General features: G+C 71.6%; 26 protein-coding genes. 3 read left to right on the top strand and 23 right to left on the bottom strand.

All coding sequences use genetic code 11. The features are described from left to right. Positions 1-3: 3 nt before the first annotated feature. Both D1350_RS21050 and D1350_RS21045 read right to left on the bottom strand, forming a co-directional pair. Positions 4-717: a hypothetical protein gene (locus D1350_RS21050; RefSeq protein ID WP_125778012.1), complete on the bottom strand. Its 714-nt coding sequence runs from the start codon at positions 715-717 to the stop codon at positions 4-6. Positions 718-719: 2 nt separating this feature from the next. Beyond that, a complete protein-coding gene (locus D1350_RS21045) occupies positions 720-1,865 on the bottom strand; it encodes an ArdC-like ssDNA-binding domain-containing protein (RefSeq protein ID WP_125778011.1) in 1,146 nt (381 codons plus the stop codon). Between the two features lie 74 nt (positions 1,866-1,939). On the opposite strand from D1350_RS21045, the gene D1350_RS21040 reads away from it, so the two are divergent. Together D1350_RS21040 and D1350_RS21035 are read left to right on the top strand one after the other, a co-directional pair. Beyond that, positions 1,940-2,377 (top strand): hypothetical protein, encoded by a 438-nt coding sequence (locus D1350_RS21040; protein WP_125778010.1) that lies wholly within the window; start codon positions 1,940-1,942, stop codon positions 2,375-2,377. Between the two features lie 272 nt (positions 2,378-2,649). Then, the gene (locus D1350_RS21035; protein WP_125778009.1) at positions 2,650-2,913 is read left to right on the top strand and encodes a hypothetical protein; all 264 of its coding nucleotides are present in this window, start codon (positions 2,650-2,652) and stop codon (positions 2,911-2,913) included. Between the two features lie 162 nt (positions 2,914-3,075). On the opposite strand, the gene D1350_RS21030 is transcribed toward D1350_RS21035, so the two are convergent. From D1350_RS21030 to D1350_RS21005, 6 genes are all read right to left on the bottom strand, one after another. Then, entirely contained in the window at positions 3,076-3,585 is a 510-nt protein-coding gene (locus tag D1350_RS21030) for a hypothetical protein (protein ID WP_125778008.1), read from the bottom strand. A gap of 14 nt (positions 3,586-3,599) precedes the next feature. Beyond that, entirely contained in the window at positions 3,600-4,088 is a 489-nt protein-coding gene (locus D1350_RS21025) for an NYN domain-containing protein (protein WP_125778007.1), read from the bottom strand. 703 nt (positions 4,089-4,791) lie between these two features. Then, positions 4,792-5,883 (bottom strand): hypothetical protein, encoded by a 1,092-nt coding sequence (locus D1350_RS21020; RefSeq protein ID WP_125778006.1) that lies wholly within the window; start codon positions 5,881-5,883, stop codon positions 4,792-4,794. A 162-nt stretch (positions 5,884-6,045) separates the two neighbouring features. Then, positions 6,046-7,503: an ATP-binding protein gene (locus D1350_RS21015; protein WP_125778005.1), complete on the bottom strand. Its 1,458-nt coding sequence runs from the start codon at positions 7,501-7,503 to the stop codon at positions 6,046-6,048. Continuing rightward, a complete protein-coding gene (locus D1350_RS21010) occupies positions 7,500-7,976 on the bottom strand; it encodes a hypothetical protein (protein ID WP_125778004.1) in 477 nt (158 codons plus the stop codon). The genes D1350_RS21015 and D1350_RS21010 overlap by 4 nt, the downstream gene beginning before the upstream one ends. A gap of 48 nt (positions 7,977-8,024) precedes the next feature. Further along, positions 8,025-8,879, bottom strand: a complete 855-nt coding sequence (locus D1350_RS21005) for a hypothetical protein (protein ID WP_125778003.1) — start codon at positions 8,877-8,879, stop codon at positions 8,025-8,027. Between the two features lie 98 nt (positions 8,880-8,977). Between D1350_RS21005 and D1350_RS21000 the strand changes: the two genes are divergently transcribed. Then, positions 8,978-9,928: an SH3 domain-containing protein gene (locus tag D1350_RS21000; RefSeq protein ID WP_125778002.1), complete on the top strand. Its 951-nt coding sequence runs from the start codon at positions 8,978-8,980 to the stop codon at positions 9,926-9,928. A gap of 59 nt (positions 9,929-9,987) precedes the next feature. Here D1350_RS21000 and D1350_RS20995 read toward each other — a convergent pair whose 3' ends face one another. From D1350_RS20995 to D1350_RS20925, 15 genes are all read right to left on the bottom strand, one after another. Next, complete coding sequence (locus D1350_RS20995) at positions 9,988-11,442, bottom strand: SCO6880 family protein (RefSeq protein ID WP_125778001.1); 1,455 nt, start codon at positions 11,440-11,442, stop codon at positions 9,988-9,990. Further along, complete coding sequence (locus tag D1350_RS20990; protein ID WP_164545259.1) at positions 11,439-12,746, bottom strand: type IV secretion system protein; 1,308 nt, start codon at positions 12,744-12,746, stop codon at positions 11,439-11,441. Before D1350_RS20990 ends, D1350_RS20995 begins: the two co-directional genes overlap by 4 nt. A gap of 156 nt (positions 12,747-12,902) precedes the next feature. Next, on the bottom strand, positions 12,903-15,293 hold the full coding sequence (locus tag D1350_RS20985) for a TniQ family protein (protein WP_125777999.1): 2,391 nt from the start codon (positions 15,291-15,293) through the stop codon (positions 12,903-12,905). Then, complete coding sequence (locus D1350_RS20980) at positions 15,290-16,438, bottom strand: ATP-binding protein (RefSeq protein ID WP_125777998.1); 1,149 nt, start codon at positions 16,436-16,438, stop codon at positions 15,290-15,292. Before D1350_RS20980 ends, D1350_RS20985 begins: the two co-directional genes overlap by 4 nt. Continuing rightward, positions 16,435-18,540, bottom strand: a complete 2,106-nt coding sequence (locus D1350_RS20975) for a helix-turn-helix domain-containing protein (protein ID WP_206074630.1) — start codon at positions 18,538-18,540, stop codon at positions 16,435-16,437. Before D1350_RS20975 ends, D1350_RS20980 begins: the two co-directional genes overlap by 4 nt. Then, positions 18,537-19,244: a TnsA-like heteromeric transposase endonuclease subunit gene (locus D1350_RS20970; protein ID WP_206074629.1), complete on the bottom strand. Its 708-nt coding sequence runs from the start codon at positions 19,242-19,244 to the stop codon at positions 18,537-18,539. Before D1350_RS20970 ends, D1350_RS20975 begins: the two co-directional genes overlap by 4 nt. Before the next feature lie 178 nt (positions 19,245-19,422). Next, positions 19,423-19,701, bottom strand: a complete 279-nt coding sequence (locus tag D1350_RS20965) for a DUF6112 family protein (RefSeq protein WP_125777997.1) — start codon at positions 19,699-19,701, stop codon at positions 19,423-19,425. Between the two features lie 16 nt (positions 19,702-19,717). Beyond that, the gene (locus tag D1350_RS20960) at positions 19,718-19,984 is read right to left on the bottom strand and encodes a DUF6112 family protein (protein ID WP_125777996.1); all 267 of its coding nucleotides are present in this window, start codon (positions 19,982-19,984) and stop codon (positions 19,718-19,720) included. Then, positions 19,981-20,187: a hypothetical protein gene (locus tag D1350_RS20955; protein ID WP_125777995.1), complete on the bottom strand. Its 207-nt coding sequence runs from the start codon at positions 20,185-20,187 to the stop codon at positions 19,981-19,983. The genes D1350_RS20960 and D1350_RS20955 overlap by 4 nt, the downstream gene beginning before the upstream one ends. Next, positions 20,184-21,362, bottom strand: coding sequence for a M23 family metallopeptidase (locus D1350_RS20950; protein WP_125777994.1), 1,179 nt, complete (start codon positions 21,360-21,362; stop codon positions 20,184-20,186). Before D1350_RS20950 ends, D1350_RS20955 begins: the two co-directional genes overlap by 4 nt. A gap of 7 nt (positions 21,363-21,369) precedes the next feature. After that, positions 21,370-22,047 (bottom strand): hypothetical protein, encoded by a 678-nt coding sequence (locus D1350_RS20945; protein WP_125777993.1) that lies wholly within the window; start codon positions 22,045-22,047, stop codon positions 21,370-21,372. Then, positions 22,044-23,066, bottom strand: a complete 1,023-nt coding sequence (locus D1350_RS20940; protein WP_125777992.1) for a ParB N-terminal domain-containing protein — start codon at positions 23,064-23,066, stop codon at positions 22,044-22,046. Before D1350_RS20940 ends, D1350_RS20945 begins: the two co-directional genes overlap by 4 nt. Then, entirely contained in the window at positions 23,059-23,952 is an 894-nt protein-coding gene (locus tag D1350_RS20935; RefSeq protein ID WP_125777991.1) for a hypothetical protein, read from the bottom strand. The genes D1350_RS20940 and D1350_RS20935 overlap by 8 nt, the downstream gene beginning before the upstream one ends. Beyond that, positions 23,949-24,296 carry a hypothetical protein gene (locus D1350_RS20930; protein ID WP_125777990.1) on the bottom strand — a complete coding sequence of 116 codons (348 nt, stop codon included), beginning with the start codon at positions 24,294-24,296 and terminating at the stop codon, positions 23,949-23,951. The genes D1350_RS20935 and D1350_RS20930 overlap by 4 nt, the downstream gene beginning before the upstream one ends. Beyond that, entirely contained in the window at positions 24,293-25,240 is a 948-nt protein-coding gene (locus tag D1350_RS20925; RefSeq protein WP_125777989.1) for a bifunctional DNA primase/polymerase, read from the bottom strand. The genes D1350_RS20930 and D1350_RS20925 overlap by 4 nt, the downstream gene beginning before the upstream one ends. Positions 25,241-25,345 lie beyond the last annotated feature (105 nt).

Here is a 25,345-nt window from a genome sequence, read left to right as displayed (position 1 = left end):
TTCTCACATCCCGAGGTCGGGGCCGCCGGCGGGGCGGCGGAAGCCGAGGTTGAGGTCGTCGAGGCCCGGGGTGGGCTGCGTGGGCGCTCGTCCGTCGAGGCTGGGGATCCAGCGCCCCGTGGCGGGCGCGCGCGTGCCGGCCTGACTCACGTTGATCTCGCGGGACTCCTCACCGATCGCGACCGAGTCACCGATCATCGGGCGCAGCGCCGCCGGCAGGATGAGGCAGATCCGACCCTGGTCGTCCGCCCTCACGCGCGTGACGATCACGGCGATCGAGACCTTCTCACCCGGGGTGTACCCACCGGCCTCGAACCATCCGGTACCCCGACCCGGGCGGGGCTTCGGCGCAGGCCGTTCCACCGGTTCGCTACCGCCGACGGTGTCCTCATTGGGGACCGCCACGGGTCGGCGGTGACGGTCGGGCGCGTACCCCGGGGGAACCGGCGGGAACGAAGGGTTGCCAGGATCCGCCGACTGAGGAAGGACCAGGTCCCGGAAGGTCTTTCCGCGGTCGCGCAGGACGACGTCCAACGGGCGGCGGTGCTCGGCCAGGAGACTGTCCAGGACCCACGGCACGTCGCTACGGCCGAGAGGAACTTGCGGACTGACGCCTCCGGGGCCGGGCGGCACCCACTCCACGTCAGCGGCGAGAACCGTCAGGTGGCCCTCATGGTCGACGTCGATCCGGACGCCGACGGGACGCTCATCGCTCATCCTCAGATCCCTTCCATGACGGGCGCCGACGCGGGCATAGAGGTACGAGACGGCGCGGACGGCTTCGCGGGCGCGGGGGAGACGGCAGGTCGCTCGACCGCAGGGTCGGGCTGGGCGGCAGGACTCGGTGCTGGTGGTGATCCGTCAGGGATCTGGTGGGTCTCGAGCCGCTCGAGGATCGTCACGGCGGCGGTCCGGACGCGGGCCGCGGTGCTCTGGACTGTCTGGAGCGGGTCGCTGCCAGGGACAGTGGTGGCCCAGCCCGAGACGTAGGGCACGGTCGAGCCGGTCAGGTCCAGACCGTGAGCGGCCGCCACCATGAAGGCGACAAAGTCGGCTTCGACCTCCCGGATCCCGCGGTGCGGGGACCGGCCCTCACGCCCGGCCTCGGGCGTGGTGCCGTCGTCGGGGGCGGTGTCGTGCCCGGGGGCGTGGAGCATGGCGTGTGCGAGCTCGTGAGCGAGTACGGCGGCTTGGGCCCCGGGCGGCAGGTCGGCGCTGATCTCGACGAGGCGTGCGGCGTAGGTCGTACGCCCGCTCGCGCCGTCGAGCGCCGCGGCGTCGGGGACCATCCGCAGGTCGTAGCCCAGCGCGGTGACCTGGGCGGCCAGGCCGTCCCACAGGCCCGGCGGCGCCTGACCCGCTGGCAGCTGGATGGCTGGTGGTTCTGAGATGGGCGGGCCGTCGGTCTGGGAGACGTCCCAGACGTAGGCGGGCCGGACACCGATCATCCGAGTCCGGACGACCTCGCCCGGCGCGGGCTTCTCGCCTTTGGACAGGCGGTGCCAGGAGGTGGGGTCGTCGTCTCGGCCGGCCATGCGAGCGGTGACCGGGGCAAGGATCTGGTACCCGGGCTGTCCCTTCATCACCTGCCGACCCAGGGCGCGCCACTGCTGAAAGCCCGCGACGTAGGTCGGTGCCGGCGCGGGCACGAGGCCCTTCTCGTGCGCGACGGTGTGCTGGGCCCAGATCAGCAGGGTGTTGTTGAACGACCGGGAACGGAACCGCGCGGCGAAGGTCAGCGCGCGCCGCCAGTCGTCACCCGTGACCAGGGCTTCGACGGCACTGGTGAGTTTGGCCTGCAGCTCGTCGAGCTTGGCGTTGCGGTCGGCGATCTTCTGCTCGAGCGAGCGGCTGTCCTTGCCCATCGCGGCCTCCTCGGTCTCAGGAGGCAGGTGCGCACCGGGTGCCGGGTTCAGGAGCCGGGCTTAGATTCCGGTCCATGGGCAACGGCCGCAGGGACAGCGACGAGCACTACGTCCTCGACCTGTGCGATGACGTCCTGGGTACGGCCGGGATCCGGCAGCACCGCTTCGACTGGCTCCGCGGCGATCCGTCACCCACGACAGGCCGGCAGGTCGCACTCCCGGTGGACGCCTACTGGCCGGCCCTCGGGCTCGTCGTCGAGTTCTACGAGAAGCAGCACTCCGAGGCCGTCGCGTTCTTCGACAAGCCGGACCGGCTCACCGTCTCCGGCGTCCACCGCGGTGAGCAGCGCGCCCTGTACGACCAGCGCCGCCGGGACCTGATCCCGCAGCACGGGCTGACGCTGACCGTCATCGTCGCCGACGAGTTCACCACCCGGCGCGGCAAGATCCTCCGCGATCCGGAGCGGGACCGCGCCGTCGTCGCCCGACGACTGGAGACGTTCTTGGGCTGACTGCCGGCCCCCGGGATCACTGGGGAAAGACGTGGCCCCACGGCGGCGGGACGGTAGGGCGGGGTGTGCCGGCGGCAGCTGGACCAGTCCCCGTCGCGGACCGCCGGGGACCAGATTCTGCTCCGCGGGGGAACCTCGCCGCGTTGTAGGCCGCAAGTGCCTCGGTCAGCGCAGGTGCGAGGAGCCTCGCCGCAGCCGTGGCGCTTGAGTGCGGGACCTGCAGCAGCCGGGCGAGCACGGTGACGCCGACCGGGTTGCTCAGCATGTCTCGCATGCCGAAGGGGGTTCTGGTCGGCTGCGGCGCCGCGGTCGACGGCGAAGCCCACGCCGCCGTCGGGCTCGGACAGGTGGTAGGCGTAGATCGCGACCCGCTGGAGCGGGCCTGCACCAGCGCCGCTGAAATGGAAGCAGTCCCACCCGATCTGGTCCGGGCCGAAGCCCGGCAGCTGCTGGATGCGGTCGAGAGCTTCCACAACGGGCTGATCCCACGGGAGGGCGGGTCCTTCGAACCGGCTTGCTGTGTCCATGATCCGTAGGTGTCCCGCCTCGACCTCGCACTCCGCTCTCGCGTCGACTCACGCACGCGGCCGCGGGGCGTGATGGCCGGCCCCACGATGTGGGGCCGGCCCGGCGTTACTCTCGCGAGTGGCTCGCCCGCGTGGCCGTAGGCGGTGCGCGCGAGGTTGATGTGGGCCCGCTCAGGCGCACCAGCAGGGCACGAGCCGGCACTCGGGGCACACCGGCCTCTCGATCCGCAGGGCGCGCGAGGCGTACGGGATCGGGACCCAGCCGAAGACGACGGTCCTCGTGCTGGACCAGCCGAAGTCGTGGTCCCAGCCGTACGGTCCTTCCGCGAACGTCACGCGGCCACGGGAGACCTTCGCGCTGATGCGGTCTCCGGGAACCGCGCCGGTGTCGGTACGGCCTTCGAAGGTGGCGTCCTCGTAATGCCCGAACGCGACGTACTGCGCGCTCGAGGGCAACCAGTGGTGTGTCGGCGTGATCCACTCCACGATGCGCGAGGGCTCGACGTGTGACCGCCATCCTCGATCGATGAGCGCTCGGGGGATGTGGCCATGTTCGATGAGTTCGCCTGCCTTGATCGTCTCGAGGATCCAGGCTCGGGTTCGTGCGTCGCGGAAGCCGAGGGCGCGCAGCGCGTCCACGGGCGTTGCGGGGTCGCTGGTGTAGCGGGGGCGGGTAGCCATGCTGGTCCTGTCGGTCAGGCGGCGTCGGAGAGCCGGAAGAGGTGGCGGGGGATCTCGATGACGTGCTGGGCTGCCATGCGCAGTCGTCCGCTCAGGCACCCGGCCATGGCGACGGCGGTGGTCTCGACGCCGAGCTCGGGGAGTTCCGCGATGCGACCGGCGAAGATCCCGTCGCCGGAGTAGACGGTCACGGCCGAGAAGCGGCGCACGGTGTGGTCGTCCAGGACGTCCAGGAGTGCCCTGTCCGCGCCGTCGCGGCCGTAGCGGACGAGACGCTGCGCGGGCCCCCACGCGGACAGGGCGAGCAGCCCGGGCCCGCTGCCCACGGCCACGACGTAGGCGTCGCCTGGTCTCGCGGGGACCGTCGCCTGGAGCAGCGACCGACGGTGGTCGACGAGTCGGGACGTCAGTGGGTCACCGTCTGTGAAGTTCTCGATGTCGACCAAGTGCAGCCTTCGGCCGGTGGCGTGGATGTTCTGGCGGGACCTGCGGCGTGTAGTCATGCTTCTCCCGTTATCTCTAGAGGTATCCGCCCTGTTTTTGGGTGCAGCTATCCCCTGTAGTGATGGATATTTCTTTTCGTTCAGAAGCGGGAAAACATCACTTGCAGGAAGTTGGGTTTTCGCTCCGACATGCAAAAAGGTCCCCGATTGGGGACCTCGTGCTAGTTGCACTTGAACCTGTTTAAGTGCGGATCGAACTTAACTTGTTAGTGAACTTGGCGGCGATTACCGCCGGGGTCGAGTTAACACCGGTGTTAACTGAACTCGACTCGACATCTGCCCGCCTGTGACCTGGTACGGAGCGTTCCGGTCCTGAACCGCCTGCCATCCGCGACCCCTCCCGAGGGCACATCGCACGGCAAGACCGACAGAGCAGAACAAAGGTCGTGGAACACGGCAACCCTAGCAGGGCTGAGTTGTACGTCAAGCCATTCTTTGAGTGGCGTCGAACGGATCAATCTCGTCGCGGGCAAGGGCAGCCCTGGGTGCTCGATGGTTGGCCGTCAAACCGGGCGCGTACGGTGTCGTCTGCCAGCTGCGTGCTCTCGGCTGATGCGCCGCGCCACGGCCAGTCTCAGCCGCTCGGCGGTCGGCCCGGTGTCCATGACGCCCAGCGTCAGCGCCTCAGCACGGTCGGCTCGCAGCGCCGTACGGCGATCCATCACCATGTCGATCCTTCCCGTTCGCGGCTCGGTGACTGGGCTCACAGCCCGGGACCGTCGGGCGTCGTCGGTCGGGCCTGCTGCGGGCTGGTGGGCGCAGGCTGGTGCTGCGCATCCAGGCGGTCGTGCGTGGACCACGGTGCACGGTCCTGCGGTGCGCCGGGGTGGTCGGCCTCCCAGGCCTGCTGTGCGTGGTCGATGTCGTCGCGGGCCGCCTGTACGAGCACGGGGCGGAAGCGTTGGGGTTTGGCCCCTTCCTCCAGGGAGCGGGTCAGGAGGTAGGTGAGGTTCGTCTCGGGGTCGGCGTGGTTGAGCAGACCCCAGACGAGTGGCGGGTGCCATGCGGCCAGGAAGGCCGCTGCCGCAGCCGTCAGCGCGAGCGTCGGTCGCAGGTCCCGCGGTGCCGCGCGGAACGTGCGGACGAGCGCGTCGACGTGCCCGTCGTGGACCTTGTCCGCGATGGTGTGCGCGATGACGGCTTCGCGCACCATCGAGTCCGTCGTCACGGCGTGAGCGAGTGTCTGCATCCGTCCCGGATCGTCGGTCCTTCCGGCGGCCAGGGCCTCCATCGCACCCACGGCCACGCTCAGCCGCTGAACGGGCGACAGGTTCGCGAGTTCTCGTGCCTTGTCCGGGTCCAGGGGCTCGAACAGGGGGTTCTTGAGCGGGGTGACCGAGTCCATGAGGTCCTGCCGCGACGCGGCGGGTGCGGGACGTCCCCGCGCCACCATGTCGACCGCGCCGTCGGGAATCTGCTGCGGTGGGGTCCATCCGCCGGGGGTGTGGCGGCGCCAGGTGCCGCCGTCCACGTGCAGGACCGTGGTCGCCACATCCATCGTCCGGGTGAGGTAGTCGGCCAGCAACGTGGCGCGGCCCGGCCCGTCGGGCCCGTACCCGACCACGACGATCCGGTCGACCGATTCCTCGCGCAGCGCCCGGGACATGTAGTCCGCCATCCCCTGGGCGATCACCGTGTCCGGCACGGGGTCGTCCCACTGGAGTGCGCCGTGCACGATGGACCGGGCCGTCTCGTCGAACGCCCCGAGTACTACATGCTCGTCGGACAGCTGGTGCCCGACGACGAACGGGAGTCTGGCGACGTATGCGCCGATTCCGCGGGTCTTCGATTCCATCGTGACCGGCTCCTTCCCGAGATCGCCCTCCTGTGGGGCGCGTACTGGGCAGGTGTGCGTGCCCTGTCGCGCGAGGCGGGGATGCGGGGCGGCGCGCTGGTGCGCCGCTCCTTGCCGACGGGAACAACCGGAGCCGGCGCGGCCGGCATCCCACGTCGCGGTCTACGCGCGAGCGCTGTAGCGAGCGTCGGTGTCGAACAGTGCCAGCTCGGTGTCATGCAGCTGCAGGGCGATATGGAAGGCCTTGCCACCGATCTTCCACAGTCCTTCGCCCAAGCCGAGGTGCGGCAGCCGGGCGGTCTCGGCTGCGGTCAGCCCGAGGGCGGCTGCTGTGGGGCCGACCTGGTCGGTCTCCTGCCGGTAGATGATCCGGGTCTCCGCGTTGGCCAGGAGCGACGTGGCGGTGGCGCGCGCGGCCGAGCCCTGGTCGCCGACGTTGTCCAGGTCGGTCAGCTTGTGGAACACGAGCAGGTTCGCGATGCCGTAGTGGCGGGCCAGACGCCACTGGGTGTCCATCCGTCGCAGCAGCGCCGGGTGGGCCATGAGGCGCCAGGCCTCGTCGTAGACGACCCATCGCTGACCGCCGTCGGGGTCGGCGAGCGCGGTCTCCATCCAGGCCGAGGCGCAGGTCATGAGGATCGACAGGGCTGCGGCGTTCTCCGCGACGCGCGACAGGTCCATGGACAGCATCGGCAGGCTGGGGTCGAACTCGACGGTCGAGGGGCCGTCGAACATCCAGGCGAGGTCTCCTGCGACCATCCGGCGCAGCGCGTGCGCGACGGGCCTGCCGTCCTCCACGAGCCTGGAGTCCGGGTCGTCGGCGCGGTCGGGTCGCAGGAGGCGGTCGACGACCTGCGGCAGCACCGGCACGTCGTCGGACGCCTGGACCGCGGCCGTCAGGGCGACGTCGATCGCGGTGTGCTCCACCGGAGACAGCACCCGGCCGAGCGTCGTCTCGGCGAGCGCACCGAGCAGGCTGCGGCGGCGCGCGCGGACCTGCGCGGTCCACTCCTCGTTGGTGACTGACGCGGGTCGCCGGCCCGGGTCGAGCGGGTTCAGTCGGGTGGGCATACCAGGTCCGAGCTGGATGGCCCTGCCGCCGACGGCCTCGGCGATGACGGTGTGCTCGCCCTTGGGGTCGCACGGCACGTAGACGCGCCGGCCGAAGGCGAGCGAGCGCAGGTACAACGCCTTGGCCAGGGCAGACTTTCCCGCGCCGACGATGCCGGCGATCACGACGTTCGGGGCGGTGATCCGACCCCGCTGGTAGAGAACCCACGGGTCGTACGTGAACGACGCCCCGGTGGTGGCGTCCTGCCCGATGAACACCCCGTCGGCCTCCAGCCCGCTGCCCGCGAGGAACGGGTAGGCGGCCGACCAGGTCGCCGAGGTGTCCTGATGCCGGGGGACCCGCAACCCGATCGGAGACCGCAGCGCGGCCGGTCCCGGCTCGCCAGCGCGCGGCAGGTAGCGGGCAGGCTCGGGCCGGGTCCGGGCCGGTTGAGCGGACCCGCGCGTCTGGAGCGCTCTGAGCGCCTGGCGTCGGGCCCGGCGTTCTGCCAGGGACTGCCTCGGCGGGGTCAGGAAGGCGGCGACATGACGTCGCTCCTTCTCGTTCACAGGCCTGGCGCATCCTGCGTGACGGGACGATGTGACGACGGGGACGGCTCGGGAGGGGTCTGCTGTGAACGTGGCTGCGGCGGCGGTGCAGGCGGTAGCCAGGTGATCCGGCTCGACTGGGTCATCGCCGTGTCGAGGCCGTGGTGGGCGCGCTCGAGCGCGAGGAGAGCGTCGCGCACGCTCGCGTGGACGTTCGCGACGGCGGTCCGGCCGCGCGCCGGATCGTCGCCGACACGGGCGTGAGCGGCGTTGCGGTCGTGGGCCGCGCCGATCTGCTGGACCACCTGGGACAGCGACCGCACCATGGCGAGCACGTCACCCAGTGCCCAGTAGGTGTCCTCAGGATGCTCCGGCATGTCCGACCCGCTACCGCGGCCGTCGGGCCGGTTGAACCGGATCGTGGCGTGCACCAAGGCGCGGACGCTCTCACGGGCCAGCTCGGCGCCCGTCACATGATCGCTGAAGGTGGACATGATGTTCCTCGCACAGGTCTCGTGGCCGGCACGGCGCTGACCGGATGGTTACACAGCAGGCCCGTCCAGCCCACCGGGCGAATCCATCTGGCGGCGCGCGGGCGGGTCTGGGGCGACGTCGGCCGGCGTCACCGGCGACAGGTGGGCGGTGCGGTCGGGCCACCAGGCAGGCTGCTCGTCGCTCGACTCGAAACGGCGCAGGAGGTTGACGTGCCCGAGCCCCGGGTTCCAGACCAGGACGTATGGGCCCGACTCTGCGGTCCGGTCACCGGCGTGCGCGTGCGGCTCGTCGTAGACATGCCCGTGGAACAGCGCGGTGTTGCGGGTCTCGTCACCGTGGTCCCACCGCGACAGGTACTCGATCGCAGCGTCGATACCCCGCTCGTCGATCATGTCGACGACGTCGTACCCCTCTTCCCCATGGAGGAACACCACGTCCCACCAGCGCGCAGGCGGCCACGCGGCTTCTGGTTCGTCGACCTCGTAGGCCTGGGCGTATTCCGATTCCGGGTCCTGGGACGCCTCGAGCTCGACAGCGAGCATCGTCAGCTCGTCAGAGTTCAGGGAGGCGGCCTCGGGCACCCAGCCGGGGAACAAGTCGATGTTGTCCGACGGCGTTCCCGGGGACCGGAGCGTGTACCGGTACGCCTCCCCAGCCGCGACCAGGAACGACGCCAGGCTGCGGAGCATCGCGTCGACGTCCGGCCGGTCACCGACGCCCGACCGCAGGTCCGCCCCCTCGACGGGTCGATGCGACGGATCAGAGGTGTCGGTGATCCGGTAGCTGTACGACTGCCGGAACCCACGGTCCGGGAGCGGCTCAGGCTCTCGGCTGGTGTGCCACACTTCCAGGCGCAGCGTCCCCGCAGTCCGGACGGCTCGGGAGAACTTCGTGGTGCTCATGCGGCACAGGTGTGTGCCCGACTCCAACGGGGAAGGCGACCGCGAGCGGGGCGCGGCCAGCGACTGCTGTCTCGAAGGCCACGCGGAGGAGTCACAGGGTGATTACGTCCCTACTGGTTGGCGGATCCTCGACCGTGGCGAGATGCTCGGGTAAAGAGCAGGAACTGGCGGTGAAAGCGATGACTGTCGTCCGACACTTGGGCACCGTCGCGATCACCTGTGCCTGCTTGCTCGTTGCAGGCTGTGGCCCGGCGACGGACGGCGCGGTGTCCGGCCCAACAACGTCTGAGGCGCCGGTCGTAACCCGAACCGCATCACCGGAGCCGGAGGCCCCTGTGTTCGAGGAGCCGACGTCGGAGCCCGTGCGGACACCGACCCGTGAACCCTCGACGCTTCCGTCGGCGTCGACGAGTGCGTTGGCCCGGGTACGCAGTGAGCCGTCCTGTGATTCCACGGTCCTTGCCACACTCGATCCCAATACTTCCGTGCGGGTGACCGGCGACCCGCTTGAAAGCTGGTACCCCGTCAATGCCGACGGATTGGCGGGCTGGATCGCGGGTAGCTTGCTCAGGGGTCCCGGCATCCCTGACATCGCTCAACTCTGCGGCTCGACGACGGAAGCGCGGCCGCCAGCAGCCACCACTCCCGATCCCGTGGTAGCAGAGCCGATCGGAAGTGTTCAGATCCTTGGCCCTGAAGCTGGTCATAGGTACGGTCAGGGATTCTCGAGCGGCAACTGCACGAACTGGCTCGTTGGCGTCGCGAACCAGTCCGACACGGCAGTTTCAGGCTTCATCTTCGCGCCGCCCAGCGGCGACTACCGCAACGGATACACAGACGACGCCACCGTGATCGCGATCGCGACACCAGACCCCACCCACGTGGAGATCTATGTGGCTCCCGGAACTCAGCAGAGCGTGAGGTTTCAGGTCTGTACGACGACGACTCCGCCGTCGGAGGGCGGCTTTGAACTCGGGATGGTGGCGCCCGCATCGGTGACGTATCAGTGGGTCACGGGGCACGAAGGCGTCTCGGACTTTGGCTGGTAGGCGTGCAGTTCGGGCCCTGACGCCCGTGGCGCTCGTTTGACGCCGGAGGTCCCTAGACCTTAGGCGACCGCGAGCGAGGCGAGAAAGCCGGCCGACTGCTGCCCCCACAGTCGCCGGGTTTCGCACCCGGCTTGGATCGCGGTCTGCTCCACAGCGGCGATGTCGTGCTCGAGCTGCTCGGCGTCGGCCGCGGTGACGGTGATGAGACCGATCGCTCGCAGGACGCCGTGCCCCGCGGCGAGTTCCGCCTCTTGGGTCAGGACGTCGTCGTATTCGGCGGTCTGGGTGGCGTCGTCGATCTGACCGACCTTGGCGCGCTGGGCGGCCTCGGTGATGTGGCTGGTCCGTTTGCGGCGTAGGTCGCGTGCGGCGGCGTCGGCGCGGACAGGCTCCCAGCGGATGGTGAGGGTGCGCTGGACGCCGCTGGTCAGGATCAGTGGGGCGAGGAATCCCGGGTGGGTCGCGGTCTGCGGCCACTGCGCGATCCACATGGTCGTGTGCCACGAGGCGTCGGACTGGAGCTGGCCCCACGTCTCGCTCACCCCGACCGGCCCGGCCGCTGCGAGGTCCCGTCCGGCTGCCGGGTTCCGTTCCAGCATGGGTCTTGTGGCCGGGTCGTATGCGGTCCGCAGCCGCACCGCGAGGGCGGCGGTATCGAGCGGCGGGGATGGGGTGAGGTCGGCGGTCCGTAGCGCGGTCGACAGGGTCTGGGTCTCCTGGCGCAGGACGGCCACGGCGCCGGGGAGACCTCCGCCGGCCGCCCGGACGGCGGAGGCGGCTGCCTTGAGGTCGAGGGTCAGGGCGATGGTCGTCTCGTGGCGTTCCGCGGTCGGGCCGGCGCGTTCGATGAGCTCGCCGTAGATCCGGGCGGGCAGAGACTCGTCGTCGGTTCCGCTCGACTCCCACCACTCGGTGAGCGATGCCCCCGAGCCGGGCAGGGTTCGCTCCGTCACGGTAAGGGCCGCGATGCGCCCCGACCGGCACACTGTCGCCAGGACCCGCCCCCAGGCGGCGACGCGACGTGCCTGGTCGGCCGGGTCCTGTAGGGCGAACCCGGCTGAGGAGACCGGGATGGTGACGGTCAGGGTAGCGGAGTGCGGGTCGTGCACGAGCGCGGCGCCGGTGAGCGGGTCTTCGACGAGCCGCAGAGCGGCGGCCCGACCTGGCAGCGCGAGCGTCCCGGCCGGGCGCGGCCGGTCGATCCGGGCGTTGAACTCCAGCTGGCCGGTCAGCCTCCGCCACGTCCAGGCGGCCACGATCGGCAACCAGTCCACGACGAACCGGCCACCGGCGGGCACGAGCGCGACCGCGCAGGCGACCAGCGTCCATGGCAGCACCATCAGGAGCATCCCCGCGCCGAGGTACACGGCGGCGATGAACGGCACAACCCCCGCGGCGAGGCACATGACCTGTCCGGCGGTCAGGCCCAGCAGCAGCGCCCGCCGGGACAGGCGGGAGAACTTCACCGGCGCCAGGGCGGCGCTCGACGTCGTGGTCGTTGCGTGCGTGCTCATCGCGGACCCCCCTGGTTCTTGAGCACCGTCGGTACCTCACGCGCGGGTGGGGTGGCCGGTGGCCCGCCCGGCGAGGGCCGCGCGGTACGAGCGGGCGTGGACGGCCTGCTGGCGGATGCGTGGTCCGCCTGCCGGCCGGCGGCCTGGCCGATCGCGGCACCGGCGCGCGGGCCGGCCGTGGTGGCTGTTTTTGCGGCCTGCGCGCCGAGGACGAGTGGAACCGCGACGGCAGCGCCAGCTCCGACGGCCCGAGCCTTCGCTGCCCCGGCCGCACCACCAGCCGCCCGGCCCGTTGACGCTCCGACCGCCGGGGACGCGGCACGCCCGCTCGAGGTGCCGGCCGCGCCGCCGTCGGGCCCGAGGACCTTGGGGATGTTGCGTGCTGCGGCCCCTCCGGCCATGGCGGCGCCCACGGTGATCGGGACGGGCCGGTTGAGCGCGGCCTTGCTCTCCTGCTCGATCGACATCGCGTGGTACATGTCGAACCCCATGAAGTTGATCGCCTTGTAGGTCAGATACGGTGCGAACGCGGCCACCGCGAGGAGCACGACACCGGTCAGCTTCTCCGACAGCACCGCGAGGTCGCCGTCGATCGGCGTGGTGATCAGCGAGGTGGCGAGCAGGAACACCACCACGACGACGAGCTTGGACAGGATGAGGGCGACGACGAACTGCGCCCACCTGGACACCCACCCGCGGGTCGCGTCCCAGGACGCCCCGGCCAGCGCCAGGGGTGCCAGCGCGACGGCCATGAGCAGCAGTGCCTTGCGGACCAGCAGGGAGATCCACAGGATGAACGCGGCCGAGACCGCCAGGCCGGCGAGGAAAAGCGCCAGGAGCGGGCCGACGGCGGGCAGACCCGTGGCGAGCGTCGTCGACACCCCGACCAGGGCCAGGTCGGCGCCGAGGTCGTCCATCGTGGTGCCCGCAGCAGCCACGATGCCCACACAGACCTGGTCGGTGATCTCCAGCAGCGTGCCGGTCAGCGCGACGACGGCGAACGAGCCGAGCGCGCTCTTGGCCAGCCCCCCGGCCGCCCGGGCCAGCGCCCCAGGCTCTCTGCGCAGCATCCCCGTGATGAGCTGGAGTAGGAAGAACGCGAGCATGAGGAAGACCGCCACACCGAAGACCAGACCGTAGACAGAGGTGAACCGGTCGCTGGTCAGGTCGACGGCGGTGGTCGCGTCGAACACCGTCCAGAGGTTCGTGATGAGCCAGGAGGCCGCATCGCCCATGACCTCCGCGAGGTCGCCGAGGATGCTGCCGACGGCGGACTGCGTGTGCTCGGCGGCCTGCTGGCACACGACGGCGGTGATCGGGTCGTTGCATGTAGGAACCCAGCTGATCTGTCGGTTGGGCAGCCAAGTTGTCGGTGTAGTGCCGAGCAAAGGGACCAGAAAGTTCAGTGTCTCGGCTGAGTGCTGGAGCAGGGTGGGCATCGAAGTTGTCGCTTCCCTCGGTCATGGCGGTTCTCTTCGGGTCGTCGGGAGGATCGGTGTGATCCCGAGGTGTTCTTGTGCTTGGTGGCACAGGTCCTGACCGAGAGGTGTGAGGGTGGTGCCGCGACGGCTTCGGGCGCTTCGTTGGAGGAGGTGTCCTCCGGCGGCGTGTTCAAGGATGTCCAGCTGGTGGAGCAGGTTCGGAGCGGAGCAGCCGACGGCTTGCGCGGTCTGGTTGATGCTGGGCTGGTGGGCGAGGGTGACGAACCGTTCGAGGCGCAGGAGGGCACCGGTCCCGTGGAGCGCGTCGCGTAGCGGCTGGGGGAGCTGTGAGGGGTGTCGGCCGCCGGTGGCGTGCCGGTTGATGTTGCCGCTGCCGCCGGAGGGGCGGACGGCGATGGCGTGGGTGTGGGCGAACGAGCCGAGCGTGTTGTGGTTGCAGCCGATCTCTGCGGCGATGTCGGCCAGGCTGCGTTGCCAGGTGTGGTGCTGTTCGCGCAGCCAGGCCGGGTCGACGCGGACCGGGTCCGTCGAGCGGCGGTTCGGCGGCCTGCCGGGCGGCGCGATGACGCGATGGTCCAGGGGCAGCGTGCTTACTGCCTGTGGCAGTGGGTGGCGGTGCAGGACTGCGCGGACGTGTTCGATCGTCAGGCCGAGGTCGTCGGCGACGTGTTGCAGGCGGACCCGGCGGTCGAGGATGGCGTGGTGGATCTCGGCGGGGTCGGTGTCGTCGGGATCGGTGCCGGGCCAGTCGGTCGTGGTGACCCAGTCGGTCGGGGGTTCCCAGGTGAGGGGTTCGTCGGTGATCGTGGCGTCGCGCAGGAGCTGGTGGGCGTGGGTGTGCAGGGCGTCGCGGACGTCGAGGGGCATGAAGTCGGCGAAGTCTCGGTACTGGTCTCGGCGGGCGTCGCTGCCGGTGAGCTGGTGCGGGGGCGCGGCGATGGCGAGGTGCCCGCCGGTGAGCAGCTCGTAGAGGTAGCGGTCGGCGTTGCGGGTGTGTTGTCCGCGGCCGGTCCTGGTGGGGGCGACGCGCTGCCAGGTGTCGTCGTCGATGAGCCTGGTGCCGGCGAACAGGCGCCGGCGGTGGGCGTAGTCGATCGGGATGTCGTGGTCGTCGATCGCGAACGCGAGCTCGGTCAGGACGCGTAGGGCGGTGGTGCCGGTGGGCTGGTTGAGCAGGCGGACCATGTGGTGGGCGACGGTGGTCGCCTGGATCGCGGGGTTGACCAGGGCGGTGATCGTGGGCTTCAGGAGCAGGGTGGAGTGCGGGAGCAGCAGCGCGACCAGCGCTGCGGGCCCGAAGGTGGCCCCCTGGCGGCCGGTGTCCTGACCGAGGCGGATCGCCCAGACCGGCCAGATCTGGTCCGGCAGGCGCGGGGCCCGCGCGATGGCGGGGTCGGTCTGCCCGGCCCGGCGGTGCGGGAGGGTTCGCGGGGTGGGCAGGCTGGTGGCGCGGCGGAGCCGGTCGACCGCCGTCATGGACTCGGTGCGGCCGTAGACGATCCGGGTGCGCAGGCTCGGGCTGCCGGTCACCCAGGTGTGTGGGGTGCCTCGGGTCCTTCGCTGCGGCGCGCGGGACTCGACGAGGTCCAGCAGCGGGTCTGGCGACGTCGCGCCGCGATCGTGGTTGAAGATGGCCACCGCGGTGGTCAGGGGCTCGGCTCGTAGGACTGGTGCGGAGACCGCGGTCTGCTTGCCGCGTCCGTCGGCGGCGGCGTGCGCGGCGATCAGGCTGACGTCGTTGAGCGTGTCTAGGGCCTCTTGGCGCTGGTCAGGGGTGCAGGTGGGGTCCCGGATCGTGGTCAGCAGGGTGTCGATGGACCGTTGAGCGGTCGCTGCGGCGTCCGGGTCGGCGCACTGGGGCGGGCGGGCCTGGCGCAGGTCCTGCCCGCAGCGGCAGTGGGTGGGCGTGAACGGCGGGTTGGGGGACGTCGCCGGGCTGCCGGGCCAGAGCTCGGGCCGTGCCGGGGAGCCGACCGGGAGATACCGGCAGCCGGGACACAGGTCGGCCAGCAGGCTGCGGTGGTCGTGGCAGAAGAACTGCAGCCGCAGCCGCCAGTTCGCCGACCAGCGGCCCTGCGCCACGCAGGACGGGCAGAACCGGCCGGTCGTCCGGGGCGCCCAGGCGATGAAGGTGGCGTGCGGGGGCACGTGCCCCGGCGCGTCGAACATCGCCTGGACTGCTTGCGGGTCCAGGCCCGCAGCTGCGGCGATCGCGGCGATCGTGCGTTGGTCGGGTTGCGTGCGTTGCCAGCGTCCGCGTAGGACCTGTCCGAGCGCTCCGGTCAGGTCCAGGGCGTCGATGAGCCGGTTCGGGGTCAGCGCGAGACGGGCGGCGTAGCTGTGCAGCCAGGTCTCGAACGCCTCTCCGGGCAGCGGCTGGAGGGTGAACGGCCACCGGCCGCCGGTCATGCGGCGCCCTCGCGTCCGGGCCGGGTGTTCGTGGCGGCGGTCGTGGTGAGCAGTCCGGCGTCGAGCGCGGCGGTCAGGTGCTTGCGGGCGGTCTCAGCGGCCTGGTCGATACGGACCGCGTCGAGCAGATCGATGCTCAGCGTCTCGGAGCCGTCCTTGATCGCGCGGTAGCAGCCGCGTCCGATCAGCGACATCAGCGAGGCGAAGTGCCCGCTGGAGCGCGCGAACAGGTAGTCCGAAAGGTCCTGGCTGAGCACGCCCCGGTGGGGTCGGGCCAGGGCAAGGTTCTGCTCGATCGTGAGCAGCAGCGCCCGCCAGGTCCGCCGTCCGGGCTCGGTGCCGATCTCGAAGGAGCCCAGGTGCAGCACGGTCCAGCGTCGCGCGGTCTGGGAGAACGCGCCGTCGGCGCCGGTCAGCCCCTCGGCGAGCAGGCCGCGGGCGCCCAGCCCGACGCCGACGAACACGAACGTGACGGGGAAGGTGTTGGCCAGCCACTTGAAGTGGTTGGCGACCTCACGCCCGTCGTGACGGCTCATGTCCAGGAAGTGCACGTCGTCCACGACGATCAGACGCGTCTTGCAGCCCGCGACGGCCTCGGCGGCCCGGTGGGCAAGGTGCGTCGCCGAGCCGCGCGTCGCGGCGGGCAGCCCGTAGAACCGGCAGAGCAACGCGTTCAGGGACCGCATCGTTGTCGAGGACGTCAACGGCAGGTAGGCGACCGGGACCCGCTGCCAGGACCCGCCGACCGCCCCGGCGCGGTCCCCGTGCAGGTCGATCTGCTCGCGGTGGAACCGGCGCGCGAACGCGACCGCCGCGGTCGTCTTGCCCAGCCCGGGTGCCGCGTCCAGCACGGCTGCGGGCTTGACCTTGTCCCCGTCGTGCTGGTTGGAACCGACGATCTCGTCCAGCCCGTCCAGGACGGCGTCGACCTGCGGGGTGCGGATCGGTCCGAGGTTCGCGTGCCAGCCGGCGCGGGCCTGGTCGAAGCGCCGCCGCTCGCCGGCACCCATCGCGGCGAGCTCGGCGATCGAACGCGCCGGCGGGCGCGTGCGTGGCGCCGCGCCGACCATGGCGAACCACCCGTCCTTGGTCGACAGGTCCCAATCACGTTCGCCGTCGTCGTTCCCCGTGACCACGTCGGTCATGTCAGGACGTCGAACGCGTCGTCGTAGAACCCCTCGTCGTCGAGCTCGTCGTCGGTGTCGTCGTCCCCGGCCGTCTCCAGCGCCGTGACCCGAAGCGGCTCCGGGGCATCGGGGACCACCGGGCCGGTGACCGCGCGAAGCGTCGCAAGCCCGGCGACCTGCGCGGACGGCCCTGCCGCCGCCAGGCGCGCCTGGCGCTGCTGGCTGGCGCGGACCGCCATGCGCCGTTCGGCCGGGTGGCGGGTCAGGCCCGCGTCCCACCGCTCGAGCAGCTCGCCCAGCACGACCCGCTCGTTCACGTGCCGGCCGCCTGCCAGCGCGAGCCGGCGGGCGTAGGCCAGCGCCTCGGCCGAGAACGGGACCTCGACCTCCCCGGTGTGCTCCCAGACCAGGGCGTGCCAGGTGTGGTCGGCCGGGTCCTGGAAGTAGACCCGGGACACGTCGTCGGTGTCGTAGCGCAGCGGCCACTTCCCGGCGTTCGGGCCGGTGTGGCTGCTGCTCCGGTTCCGATACGGCGTCAGCGCGGGCCCGTTGTAACGCAGCCCGCCCAGCTCGACGCCGTAGTGCTGGATCGTGCGCCAGGCCACCGGCAGGAAGTCGAACACCAGGTCCGCCCGCGCCGGGACCCGCAACCGGCCCGCGCGCGCCAGCCCGCCGGCGAACATCTCCGCCGGAGACAGCTCCAGCCCCGGGACCAGCGGATCGGCCAGACCACGGTGCACTCGCTGGTGGTAGACCCCGCCGACCCACTCGCGCAAGATCGACTCCAACTCGTCGACGAAGAAGTAGGTGCAGCCCTCGGGATCGGTGCCGCGGGAATGGACGTCCGGGCCGGTGTAACCCGGCAGCGCCTCCAGCAGCTGCTCACGGATCGTGCGGAAGAACCGCTCGACCGCAGCCTTGTCCGTCGGGGTCAGCGGGCGGGCCGGCTGGACCGAGATCCCCAGCCGGGCGCAGACCCCCAGCAGGTGGTTCGACAGGTAGATCTTGCCGTGGTCGACCACGACCGTCTCCGCGGCCACCCCCGCCAGCCCCTGCCCGGCGCCCGGACCGTCGCCGCCGGCCACGACGACAAGGTCGGGCAGCCCCGCATACGGCAGCAGCCCGCCGCCGGTCCGTGCCCGCGAGTCCGGGCGCAGCGACTCGAACAGCACCAGCGCCGCGTCGACCGCCTTGGTCGAGACCGGAGACAACCGCAGCCCCGTGATCGACCGGGAGAACAGGTCCATCGCGATCGTCAGCTCGACCCGCACCCACCGCAACGTCACCGGCTCCATCGCGAACACGTCCAACACCGTGGTGTCCAGCAGCAGGTACTCACCCGGTCGTGTCGGACGCAACCGGCCGTAGACGCCCTGCGGGCGCCCCGCGACCGACCGCTTGCCCTTCGTGCTACCGGTGAACGCGTTCGAGCCCCGGGTGATCTCACCCAGCACCACCCGCGCCCTGCTGCGCCCCGGCTCAGGCACCACGCCCTGCCCGTGCTCAGCGGCCAGCCGGGCGCTCACCCGAGCCAGGACCAGGTTCCGGGTCGGGCGGGCGGCGTCGGTGTGCTCGGCCAGGACCATCCGGCACATCGCCAGCCACCGCTCGTCCACCCCCGCCAGCGGATCGGTGACCCGCCGGCCGCGCCCGTCGAGCAGCCCCGCAGGCCCGGCCTCCCGGAACGCGGCCACCCACCGCTCCAACGTCCTGACCGTGACGCCCACCTCGGCCGCCCGGGCGGCATACCGGTCGGCCATCGCCAACCCCGGGTCGAACCCCGATCGCGGCTCACCGTCCCGCGCAACCGACGCCGAACCCGACGCATAGCCGGTCAGCAGCTCGTTGACATGAGCCAGACGCTCATCCAGCTGCGCCCGCTGAGCGGCCGTCAGGTTCTCCAGCACCGGCCCCAGCGCCTCGACCGGCCCGCTGTCCCCGCCCTCGATCGTCGTCGACGGATCGGCGAGCAACGCCGCGGTGCCCCTCAGCACCACCCGACCACCCCGGCCCCGCAGGCGAAGCACCTGGTCCTCGATGCCCAGCACGACGAAGGCCTCCCCGTCGTGCCTCAGCCGCGTCCCGACCGTGATCGCCGTGGTCGGACCCAGCGCGCTCACCCGACCCGCTCCAGCCTCGTCGCCGCTGAGAACGGCGTCTCCAGATCGACGCGGAACACACCCCGCCAGACCAGGTGCAGCGCCGCAGCCCGCACCCGCCCCGCCCGGTCACCGGCCTCCAGGTCGCCGAGCAGCGCACCGGTCCTGACCTGCCCGGCCAGCCACGACACCGTCGCCGCGTCGACCCGGTCCGGATACCGGTAGCCCGCCAGGAACCGGACGTTCGCCAGCACCACCGCAGGCGCCCCCGACCACACCTCGTGCCTCCAGCCCCGCCCCGCGAAGACCTCACCGGCCCACCCCAGCGCCTCGGCGACCTCGGGACGGTCGAGCTGGTCGGCCGGCTTGACGTTCACGACCGTGACCACGCCGTCGGACCCCAGCAACAGGAAGTCCGGCACGTGCCGACGACGGACGCCCTCGACCTCGGCCGTCACGCAGAACGGCTGCGCCGCGATCGCCACGACCCGCCGATCCAGATCGGCCAGCAGCAGACGCGCCAGCTCCAGACGGCTCTCGTAGACGACATGCCCGCCCGTCGTCGCCGACCAGTACCACCCCGAGTAGTGCGCCTGCCCACGCCGCCACCGGAACACCCGGAACGGTGAACCCGCAGCAAGGACGCCCGGATCGACCACCCCAAGGTCCGCCGACGACTCCCGGCCAGCCGCGTCCTTGAACCTGACCGAACTACCGGCGCCCATGGCCAGTCCCTCCGTCGCGAGACCGCCCACACGGCGGGATCCGCAACGTACCCAGACGGGCGAATCGGCCCTAATCACCGGCAGTGAACCGACACGAAGACCAGCCGACCGACAACTCGCCGACAACTACGCAGGTCGAACCGACATGTTCAACCGGCCCCTACAGTGCAGACCATGGTCACACCGACTGCCCGACGGACCAGAAGAAGTTCACTGCGGTCACCGAGGCGCCGCAGATGATCGCGGCGCCGAGCGCTACGAGCACGCCGGTCTTGCCGCGGCCGGCGAGCTGCGGGTTGGAGGAGTTGGCTCCGAGCGCCCAGACGATCGCGGAGATGATGACGCCGAGGACGGCGCAGATCAGGCCGACGGTCATCAGAGCGCCGACGATCGTCTGGAGGGCGCCGATGCCGGGCAGGCCGTTGGTGTTCGGGTCGATGTTGATTGCCGTGTTCATGGTCGGGCCTTCCGTCTTAGAGGTGGTTGCCGAGCTTGAGGAGCCAGGTGCCCCAGCCGAGGGCGGCTCCCGCGAGGGCAGCGCCGCCGAGGGCGACGAGGACTCCGGTGCGGGCCTTGGCAACGGTCTGCCAGCTGCCCGCGGAGGCCGCGACGGCCCAGGTGATCGCCGAGGCGATGAGCACCGCGACGGCGGTCAGGAGCGTGAACGTCAGCAGCGCGCCGACGACCTCGCCGAACCCGGTGCCCGCGACGGCGGAGAAGTCCGGCCTGACGGCGCTCATGCCCGGGCCCCGCGGGGCTCGGGCTCGGTTTCGGGCTGGTAGGTCACGCCGGTGAGCTCGACGGGCGGCAGGTGCGGCCCGGTCGTGGTAGCGGTCCACCCGTCCTGGCCGCGGTGGAGTTCGAGCCCGAACAGCGCGTCGTCCGGGCTGAGCCGGACGGTGGCGCCGTCGTGCTCGCCGGCTGTCGTGGTCTTCGTGTTCATCGGGATCCTCCGCTCGAGCAGGCCGCCGGGGTGGCGTTCGTCAGGTGCTCCGGGCTATGGGCGGCGAGCCATGGTTCGGGGTCCGTGGGGGAGTACCAGCCGCCGGGGTGGACCTCGAGGTGCAGGTGTGGGCCGGTTGCCGCGCCGGTGGAGCCGACGGCGGCGATCTGTTCACCGGCCGCGACGACGTCGTTGACCTGGACGGTGACCGACCCGTCCTGGAGGTGGGCGTAGGCCGTCTCGAACATCTCGCCGCCGATGTAGTGCAGGAGGACGACGACGTTCCCGCCGCGTTCGTCGCGCAGCACGTGGGTGACGATCCCGTCGGCCAGCGCCAGGACCGGTGTCCCGGCCGGGGCGGCGTAGTCGACCCCGGCGTGCAGCATCGTGGTCCCGTAGACGGGGTGGACCCGGTGCCCGAACCCGGAGACCCGCCGCCAGCTCCCCTCAGGGAGCGGGAACACGATGGGCGAGGCCGGGAATGCTGTGGCGAATGCGGCCTCCACAATCCCGGCCGGCGGGGAAGCCTGGGATGCTGTGGCCGTCGGGGTGGTCAGTGCGGTCAGGATCGCTTCGGCGACCGGCTCGTAGGCGGCGTACCGGTCGGGGTGGGCGGAGACCTCCACGGCCTGCGCTGCGGCGCCCTTGGGCATCGACTCCCAGCCGGGGATGTCGAGCAGCCCGCGCGGCGAGCCGTCGTTCGGGCCGGGGCGCCCGCCGAAGAACGCCCGGGCCTGGTACACCGGGTCCATGAGCTCGGCGACCGAGCCCCACCCGGCGGCCGGGCGCATCTGGAACAGGCCGAGGGAGTCGTGGTCGTGCCCGACGCCGTCGTGCGGGTACGTCGCCGAGTCCGGGTAGACGGTGTTGGCGAGCATCCGCAGCCGCGACTCGGTCAGCGCCGCCATGAGCGCGATCACGACGCCGTCGCGTCCCACACCTTCGGTCGCGGCGCCGATCCGCATGATGGTCGCGGCGTGGGTGAGCTGGACCTGGTCGAGCCGGACCGTGATGCCGTCGGCCGTCGTCGCTGAGAGGGTGCCCGGGACCGTGGTCACGGCCGGCGCGCAGGCTGTCGGTCGGGCCATGGCGCTGACGATCGTAATGATGACGAGCCCGACGGTCGGCCCGATCAGCAGGACCGGGAAGACCAGGTAGGGGAGCAGCTTGCGCATTGTGGCCTCACTCCAGGACCTTGCCGGGTGCGCCCAGGCGCAGCAGCCGGCAGTCGTCCGTGGCCGGTTCGCACAGCACGAACACCGTGAGAACGACCGGGTGCGTCGTGGCTTGGGTGCGTCCTGCGACCGTGCCGGAGCGGTGACGGACTCCCCGGACGGTGACGGCCGTCGTCCCGGGCCGCAGGTCGCCCAGCTGCCCGGCGCCTGCTGCCGCGGTCCACGCGGCCGGGACCTCGGCGACGTCGATGTGCAGCCACTGGCGTGTCTCGTACTCGCGCAGCCGTTGCCACCACGCCTCGTCGGGCAGGTACGCGGGCAGGTCCGCGAGCAGACCGGGGGTCTCCTCACCGGTCGGGTCGGCGACCGCCAGCAGCTGGGTGGTGACCGATTCCGGTGTGTCGGCGGTCGTGTCCCAGTCGAAGACGATCGACACGGCACGTCGCGCGAACCCCTCCGCCTGCCGGGCCGTGCCCGACGCCGGGTCGTTGCGCATGGCGTGGGGCGTCGGTGCCCGCGGTGTCGACCGTGTGGTTGCGGGCGTCGACGCCGCGGTCGAGGAAGGCTCGGCCGGTCCGGCCTGCGGCCCGCCCAGGACGAGATGCAGCAGTACGGCGACGACTACGGCTCCTGCGGCGAAAAACATGACGGCCAGCCGCCACTGCTCGGGCATCGTCCGGTTCATGACCGGGCTCCGATCGCGATGACCGGTGCGAGGGGCTCGGCGGTCTTCTCGGTCGTGGAGTGTTCGCGGGCTGCGCGCATCTGTTCGACCATCGTGTCCAGCCGTTGGCGCATGTCGCAGATCGCCTTCCAGTCGTCCGGCGGCAGGGCAGGTCCGAGGATCGCCGGGTCGTGCCGGTCGAGCAGCTGGGAGACGCCCTCCCACGTCGCCGCCCACGTCCGCAGCGCATAGAGGCTGACCGGACGCGCGACGACCGGCTCGCTCGGTTCGGGCGCCAAGTTGCTGTGTGCAGCGGGATCGGTGGTCACGCCGTGCTCGCGCAAGGCGGCCTGGACGGCGTCCCATTCGGGGGCGACCTTGCCGCCGCCCTCGATCCGGTTCACGGCATCCGCGGCGAGGTCGCGCACCGTGGCCGGGAGGCCGGGTTCGACGGCGAGGTCCATGAGCTTGCCGATGCGTTCGAGCGCCTGCCAGGACTTCCGGCCGGTGGCGAGCATGGCGGCCTGGTCCCGGGTGTCACCATGGCTGGCGAGTGCCTCCGGTCCCGTTGAATCAACGAGTCCCGGAATGGTCGAAGCGTCCGCCTCCGTGGCGCCGGTGTCAGCACCGCCGTCGTTGGGCTCGGGGCGGAACCTGGAGGCCTCCTGACGGCGGCGGGCCTCGCCGGCCAACACCTCCTTGAGCTCCCGGTACAAGGTGGCCTGTTCGGTGCGGGTGTAGGCCTGACGCAGGGCGTTCTCGTCGTGCTCGGCCAGGAGGCGCCCGGCCTCGTCGGACAGCCCGGAACGGACCCACACACGCACCTCGTCCCACCCCAGGCGCTTGACCGCCTCCAGACGTCGCCAGCCGCAGACCAGGACCCGCGCGGGAGTGATCGTGATCGGCTGCAGCATGCCGAGCTTCGCGATCGATGCGGCCAGCGCGTCGAGGTCGCCGACGTCCTTGCGGTGCCGGACCCCGACGATGATCGAGTCGACGGCGACCGACAGCGCTCCGATCCGCTCCCGGGCCTCAGGCATGACGCACCCCCTGCGCAGGTGCCGTGCGGCCGAGCGCCGCCATCAGGCGGGCGTCCGCCAGGAGCAGTACCGGGCGGGCACCGAGGACCGCGCGCTCCAGCAGGCCGGGGCGCCCGGGCTCGCCGAGCAGGGCCCGGCACAGGTCGGTCCAGGCGCGGTGGCTGATGTCCAGCAGGTGCAGGGGAGTGATGTCCCGGCGCAGCGCATCCAGGGCGGAGACGGGGTTGCCGTGCTCGGACAGACCGTGACAGACGTACTCGACGACGACCCGCGCGTCGTCGGGATGCCAGCTGGCCATCGAGAGCAGGGCGCGGGCGGTGATCATCCCGAGCCGCACGTCCCTGCTGGTGAGCGAGTCCCGCGCGGAGGCCGCACCCGGCACGGGTTCGGTGCCCTCAGAGGCTGCGTGCGCGAGCCCCGCGGCTCGTTCGACAGCGACAGGGACCGCCATGTCCTCGGCCAGGTCGCTGAACCGCTCGACGTGATGGTCCAGGTCCGTGGCGCGGCGGGCGCGGTCGACCGAGCAGAGCAGCCGGTCCGCACGATCGGCGGCCTGCATGGTGCGCTGCACCGCGCGGGTGACCACGGCCCACGGGTCGTCAGCGTCCAGCGTGCTCGGCAGGCGCAGCACCTCGAACGCCGCCACAGCGGCGTCCCCGGCCGTCTGCCCGTACCGGCGCGCCAGCAGCTCGTACTTCTCCTCACAGTACGCAAGCAGCGCCGGGACGTCCGGTTGCGTCCGCCAGCCCACCCGGTAGACATCCAGCAGCAGACGCCGGATGCCGTGCGGGCAGGCGAACCACGGCTGCGGCCCGCGATCGGAAAGCCCGCTGGAGACGCCGGACGGGACGGCCTGAGGCGTGGTGGTGTCGGCGAGCGCGGTCATGACGGCTCCACCTCCTGCCGGGTCGCAGCGCGGACGGTGCGGTGGGCCGGGACCGCAGGGGCCAGGCCGCGGGCAGCAGCCTTCGCGGCGCGGACCGGTGCCCGGCGGATGCCCCGCATCAGGTGCCCGTACAGGTCGACGCCGCGGACCAGGCCGCCGACGACCTTCGGGTCATGGTGCAGGTCGGTGAGCCGGGCCCACCGCAGCCCGCGGCTGTTCTCACTGCCGGGCGCGGCGTCGCGCCGCCCGGACGGGTCGCCGTGGACGGCGAACGGGTTCGGCCCGTCCGGGACCAACGCCTTCGAGATCCCGGTGCGGGACACCGGGGTGTGCTCGTCGTTCATGAGATCGCCACCTCAGGAGGGTCCAGGCGGCGCCCGCCGCCCGAAGGATGCGGGGAACCGGCCCGGTCAGGAGCCGGGTGTGCGGCGCGCGTAGCGCGTCGGAACGCCGACCGGATCGTCGCCTCGGTCTCGCGGGCACCAAGTCCCGCATGCAGGGCGGCATTGCCGATCGTGGACAGTGCGGTGCCGAAGTCGTGCCCGTGCTCGGCCAGGCGGCACGCGGCCCAGAAGAGGCCGGCGTTGCGTCCGCCCTTCGGCCGGGAAGCGACCCAGTCCGCGAGCCTGACTGGGTCAGCTCCCCGGCGGACCCCCAGGGGCGCGGTCCGGGGAAACGCGGCCACGTCGTCGCGCGGATCGAGGAAGGCGCGCAGTGCCCGCCCGTCGACCGGGCCCGGGATCTGATTGGCGACCTCGATCACCTCGTAGCGGCCCGATGAACCGTCCTCGTAGGTGACCCTCGACGGCGGCACAACGACGTAGCCGCCGTCGGTCCGGAAGTCGACATGCCTGCCCGGCACCTGCCAGCAGGACTGCCGGGTCACGTTCGGGAACCACGCGTGCAGGCCGCCCGAGGGTGTGCGGACCTGCAGCGCCCAGCGCGCCGACAGGCCCCGCTGGACGGCCTGGGCGAACGCCGCGCGGCCGATGGACTCGTCGTCGTGGACGTCGACGTCCACGACGTCCCAGCCGGAGGAGGCGCCGGTCGGGATCGCGACGTTCGCCTCGGGCCAGCTGCGCCACCACCGGGCGAGCTCGACCGGGTCCGTCGTCGCGTCGTGGAACCCGTGCTCCGTCGCCGGCCGCTTGGTCAGCGGCACGCAGGGGAAGACCGGCACCCCGGCACGGGTCAGGAGCCGGACCGTCTCGGCCACGGTCGGCGCAGCGAACGCGGCCACCAGCCCACGGGTGCGGTGGCCCAGACGGGACGACTGTCGCGTGTCCATGCCAGCCACGCTGACGCCCGGAAATCGAGCCAATCGCGCGCGCGAAACCGCGCACGAGAAACGCGCCCCAGCCAGCACCGCAGGTCAGAAACGCGCAGTCCGGAT

It is taken from the genome of Antribacter gilvus (assembly GCF_003946865.1).
In the GTDB taxonomy this organism is placed as follows: Bacteria; Actinomycetota; Actinomycetes; order Actinomycetales; family Cellulomonadaceae; genus Antribacter; species Antribacter gilvus.
The sequence above is the reverse complement of the archived record's forward strand: the minus strand, read 5'-3'. Positions and strand labels throughout refer to the sequence as shown.

What these genes read in the sequence shown, in the direction of transcription:
- D1350_RS21050 (WP_125778012.1), bottom strand. Translation starts at nt 717, where the DNA reads ATGAGCGATGAGCGTCCCGTCGGCGTCCGGATCGACGTCGACCATGAG.
- D1350_RS21045 (WP_125778011.1), bottom strand. Translation starts at nt 1,865, where the DNA reads ATGGGCAAGGACAGCCGCTCGCTCGAGCAGAAGATCGCCGACCGCAAC.
- D1350_RS21040 (WP_125778010.1), top strand. Translation starts at nt 1,940, where the DNA reads ATGGGCAACGGCCGCAGGGACAGCGACGAGCACTACGTCCTCGACCTG.
- D1350_RS21035 (WP_125778009.1), top strand. Translation starts at nt 2,650, where the DNA reads ATGCCGAAGGGGGTTCTGGTCGGCTGCGGCGCCGCGGTCGACGGCGAA.
- D1350_RS21030 (WP_125778008.1), bottom strand. Translation starts at nt 3,585, where the DNA reads ATGGCTACCCGCCCCCGCTACACCAGCGACCCCGCAACGCCCGTGGAC.
- D1350_RS21025 (WP_125778007.1), bottom strand. Translation starts at nt 4,088, where the DNA reads ATGACTACACGCCGCAGGTCCCGCCAGAACATCCACGCCACCGGCCGA.
- D1350_RS21020 (WP_125778006.1), bottom strand. Translation starts at nt 5,883, where the DNA reads ATGGAATCGAAGACCCGCGGAATCGGCGCATACGTCGCCAGACTCCCG.
- D1350_RS21010 (WP_125778004.1), bottom strand. Translation starts at nt 7,976, where the DNA reads ATGTCCACCTTCAGCGATCATGTGACGGGCGCCGAGCTGGCCCGTGAG.
- D1350_RS21005 (WP_125778003.1), bottom strand. Translation starts at nt 8,879, where the DNA reads ATGAGCACCACGAAGTTCTCCCGAGCCGTCCGGACTGCGGGGACGCTG.
- D1350_RS20995 (WP_125778001.1), bottom strand. Translation starts at nt 11,442, where the DNA reads ATGAGCACGCACGCAACGACCACGACGTCGAGCGCCGCCCTGGCGCCG.
- D1350_RS20985 (WP_125777999.1), bottom strand. Translation starts at nt 15,293, where the DNA reads ATGACCGGCGGCCGGTGGCCGTTCACCCTCCAGCCGCTGCCCGGAGAG.
- D1350_RS20980 (WP_125777998.1), bottom strand. Translation starts at nt 16,438, where the DNA reads ATGACCGACGTGGTCACGGGGAACGACGACGGCGAACGTGATTGGGAC.
- D1350_RS20970 (WP_206074629.1), bottom strand. Translation starts at nt 19,244, where the DNA reads ATGGGCGCCGGTAGTTCGGTCAGGTTCAAGGACGCGGCTGGCCGGGAG.
- D1350_RS20965 (WP_125777997.1), bottom strand. Translation starts at nt 19,701, where the DNA reads ATGAACACGGCAATCAACATCGACCCGAACACCAACGGCCTGCCCGGC.
- D1350_RS20960 (WP_125777996.1), bottom strand. Translation starts at nt 19,984, where the DNA reads ATGAGCGCCGTCAGGCCGGACTTCTCCGCCGTCGCGGGCACCGGGTTC.
- D1350_RS20955 (WP_125777995.1), bottom strand. Translation starts at nt 20,187, where the DNA reads ATGAACACGAAGACCACGACAGCCGGCGAGCACGACGGCGCCACCGTC.
- D1350_RS20950 (WP_125777994.1), bottom strand. Translation starts at nt 21,362, where the DNA reads ATGCGCAAGCTGCTCCCCTACCTGGTCTTCCCGGTCCTGCTGATCGGG.
- D1350_RS20945 (WP_125777993.1), bottom strand. Translation starts at nt 22,047, where the DNA reads ATGAACCGGACGATGCCCGAGCAGTGGCGGCTGGCCGTCATGTTTTTC.
- D1350_RS20940 (WP_125777992.1), bottom strand. Translation starts at nt 23,066, where the DNA reads ATGCCTGAGGCCCGGGAGCGGATCGGAGCGCTGTCGGTCGCCGTCGAC.
- D1350_RS20935 (WP_125777991.1), bottom strand. Translation starts at nt 23,952, where the DNA reads ATGACCGCGCTCGCCGACACCACCACGCCTCAGGCCGTCCCGTCCGGC.
- D1350_RS20930 (WP_125777990.1), bottom strand. Translation starts at nt 24,296, where the DNA reads ATGAACGACGAGCACACCCCGGTGTCCCGCACCGGGATCTCGAAGGCG.
- D1350_RS20925 (WP_125777989.1), bottom strand. Translation starts at nt 25,240, where the DNA reads ATGGACACGCGACAGTCGTCCCGTCTGGGCCACCGCACCCGTGGGCTG.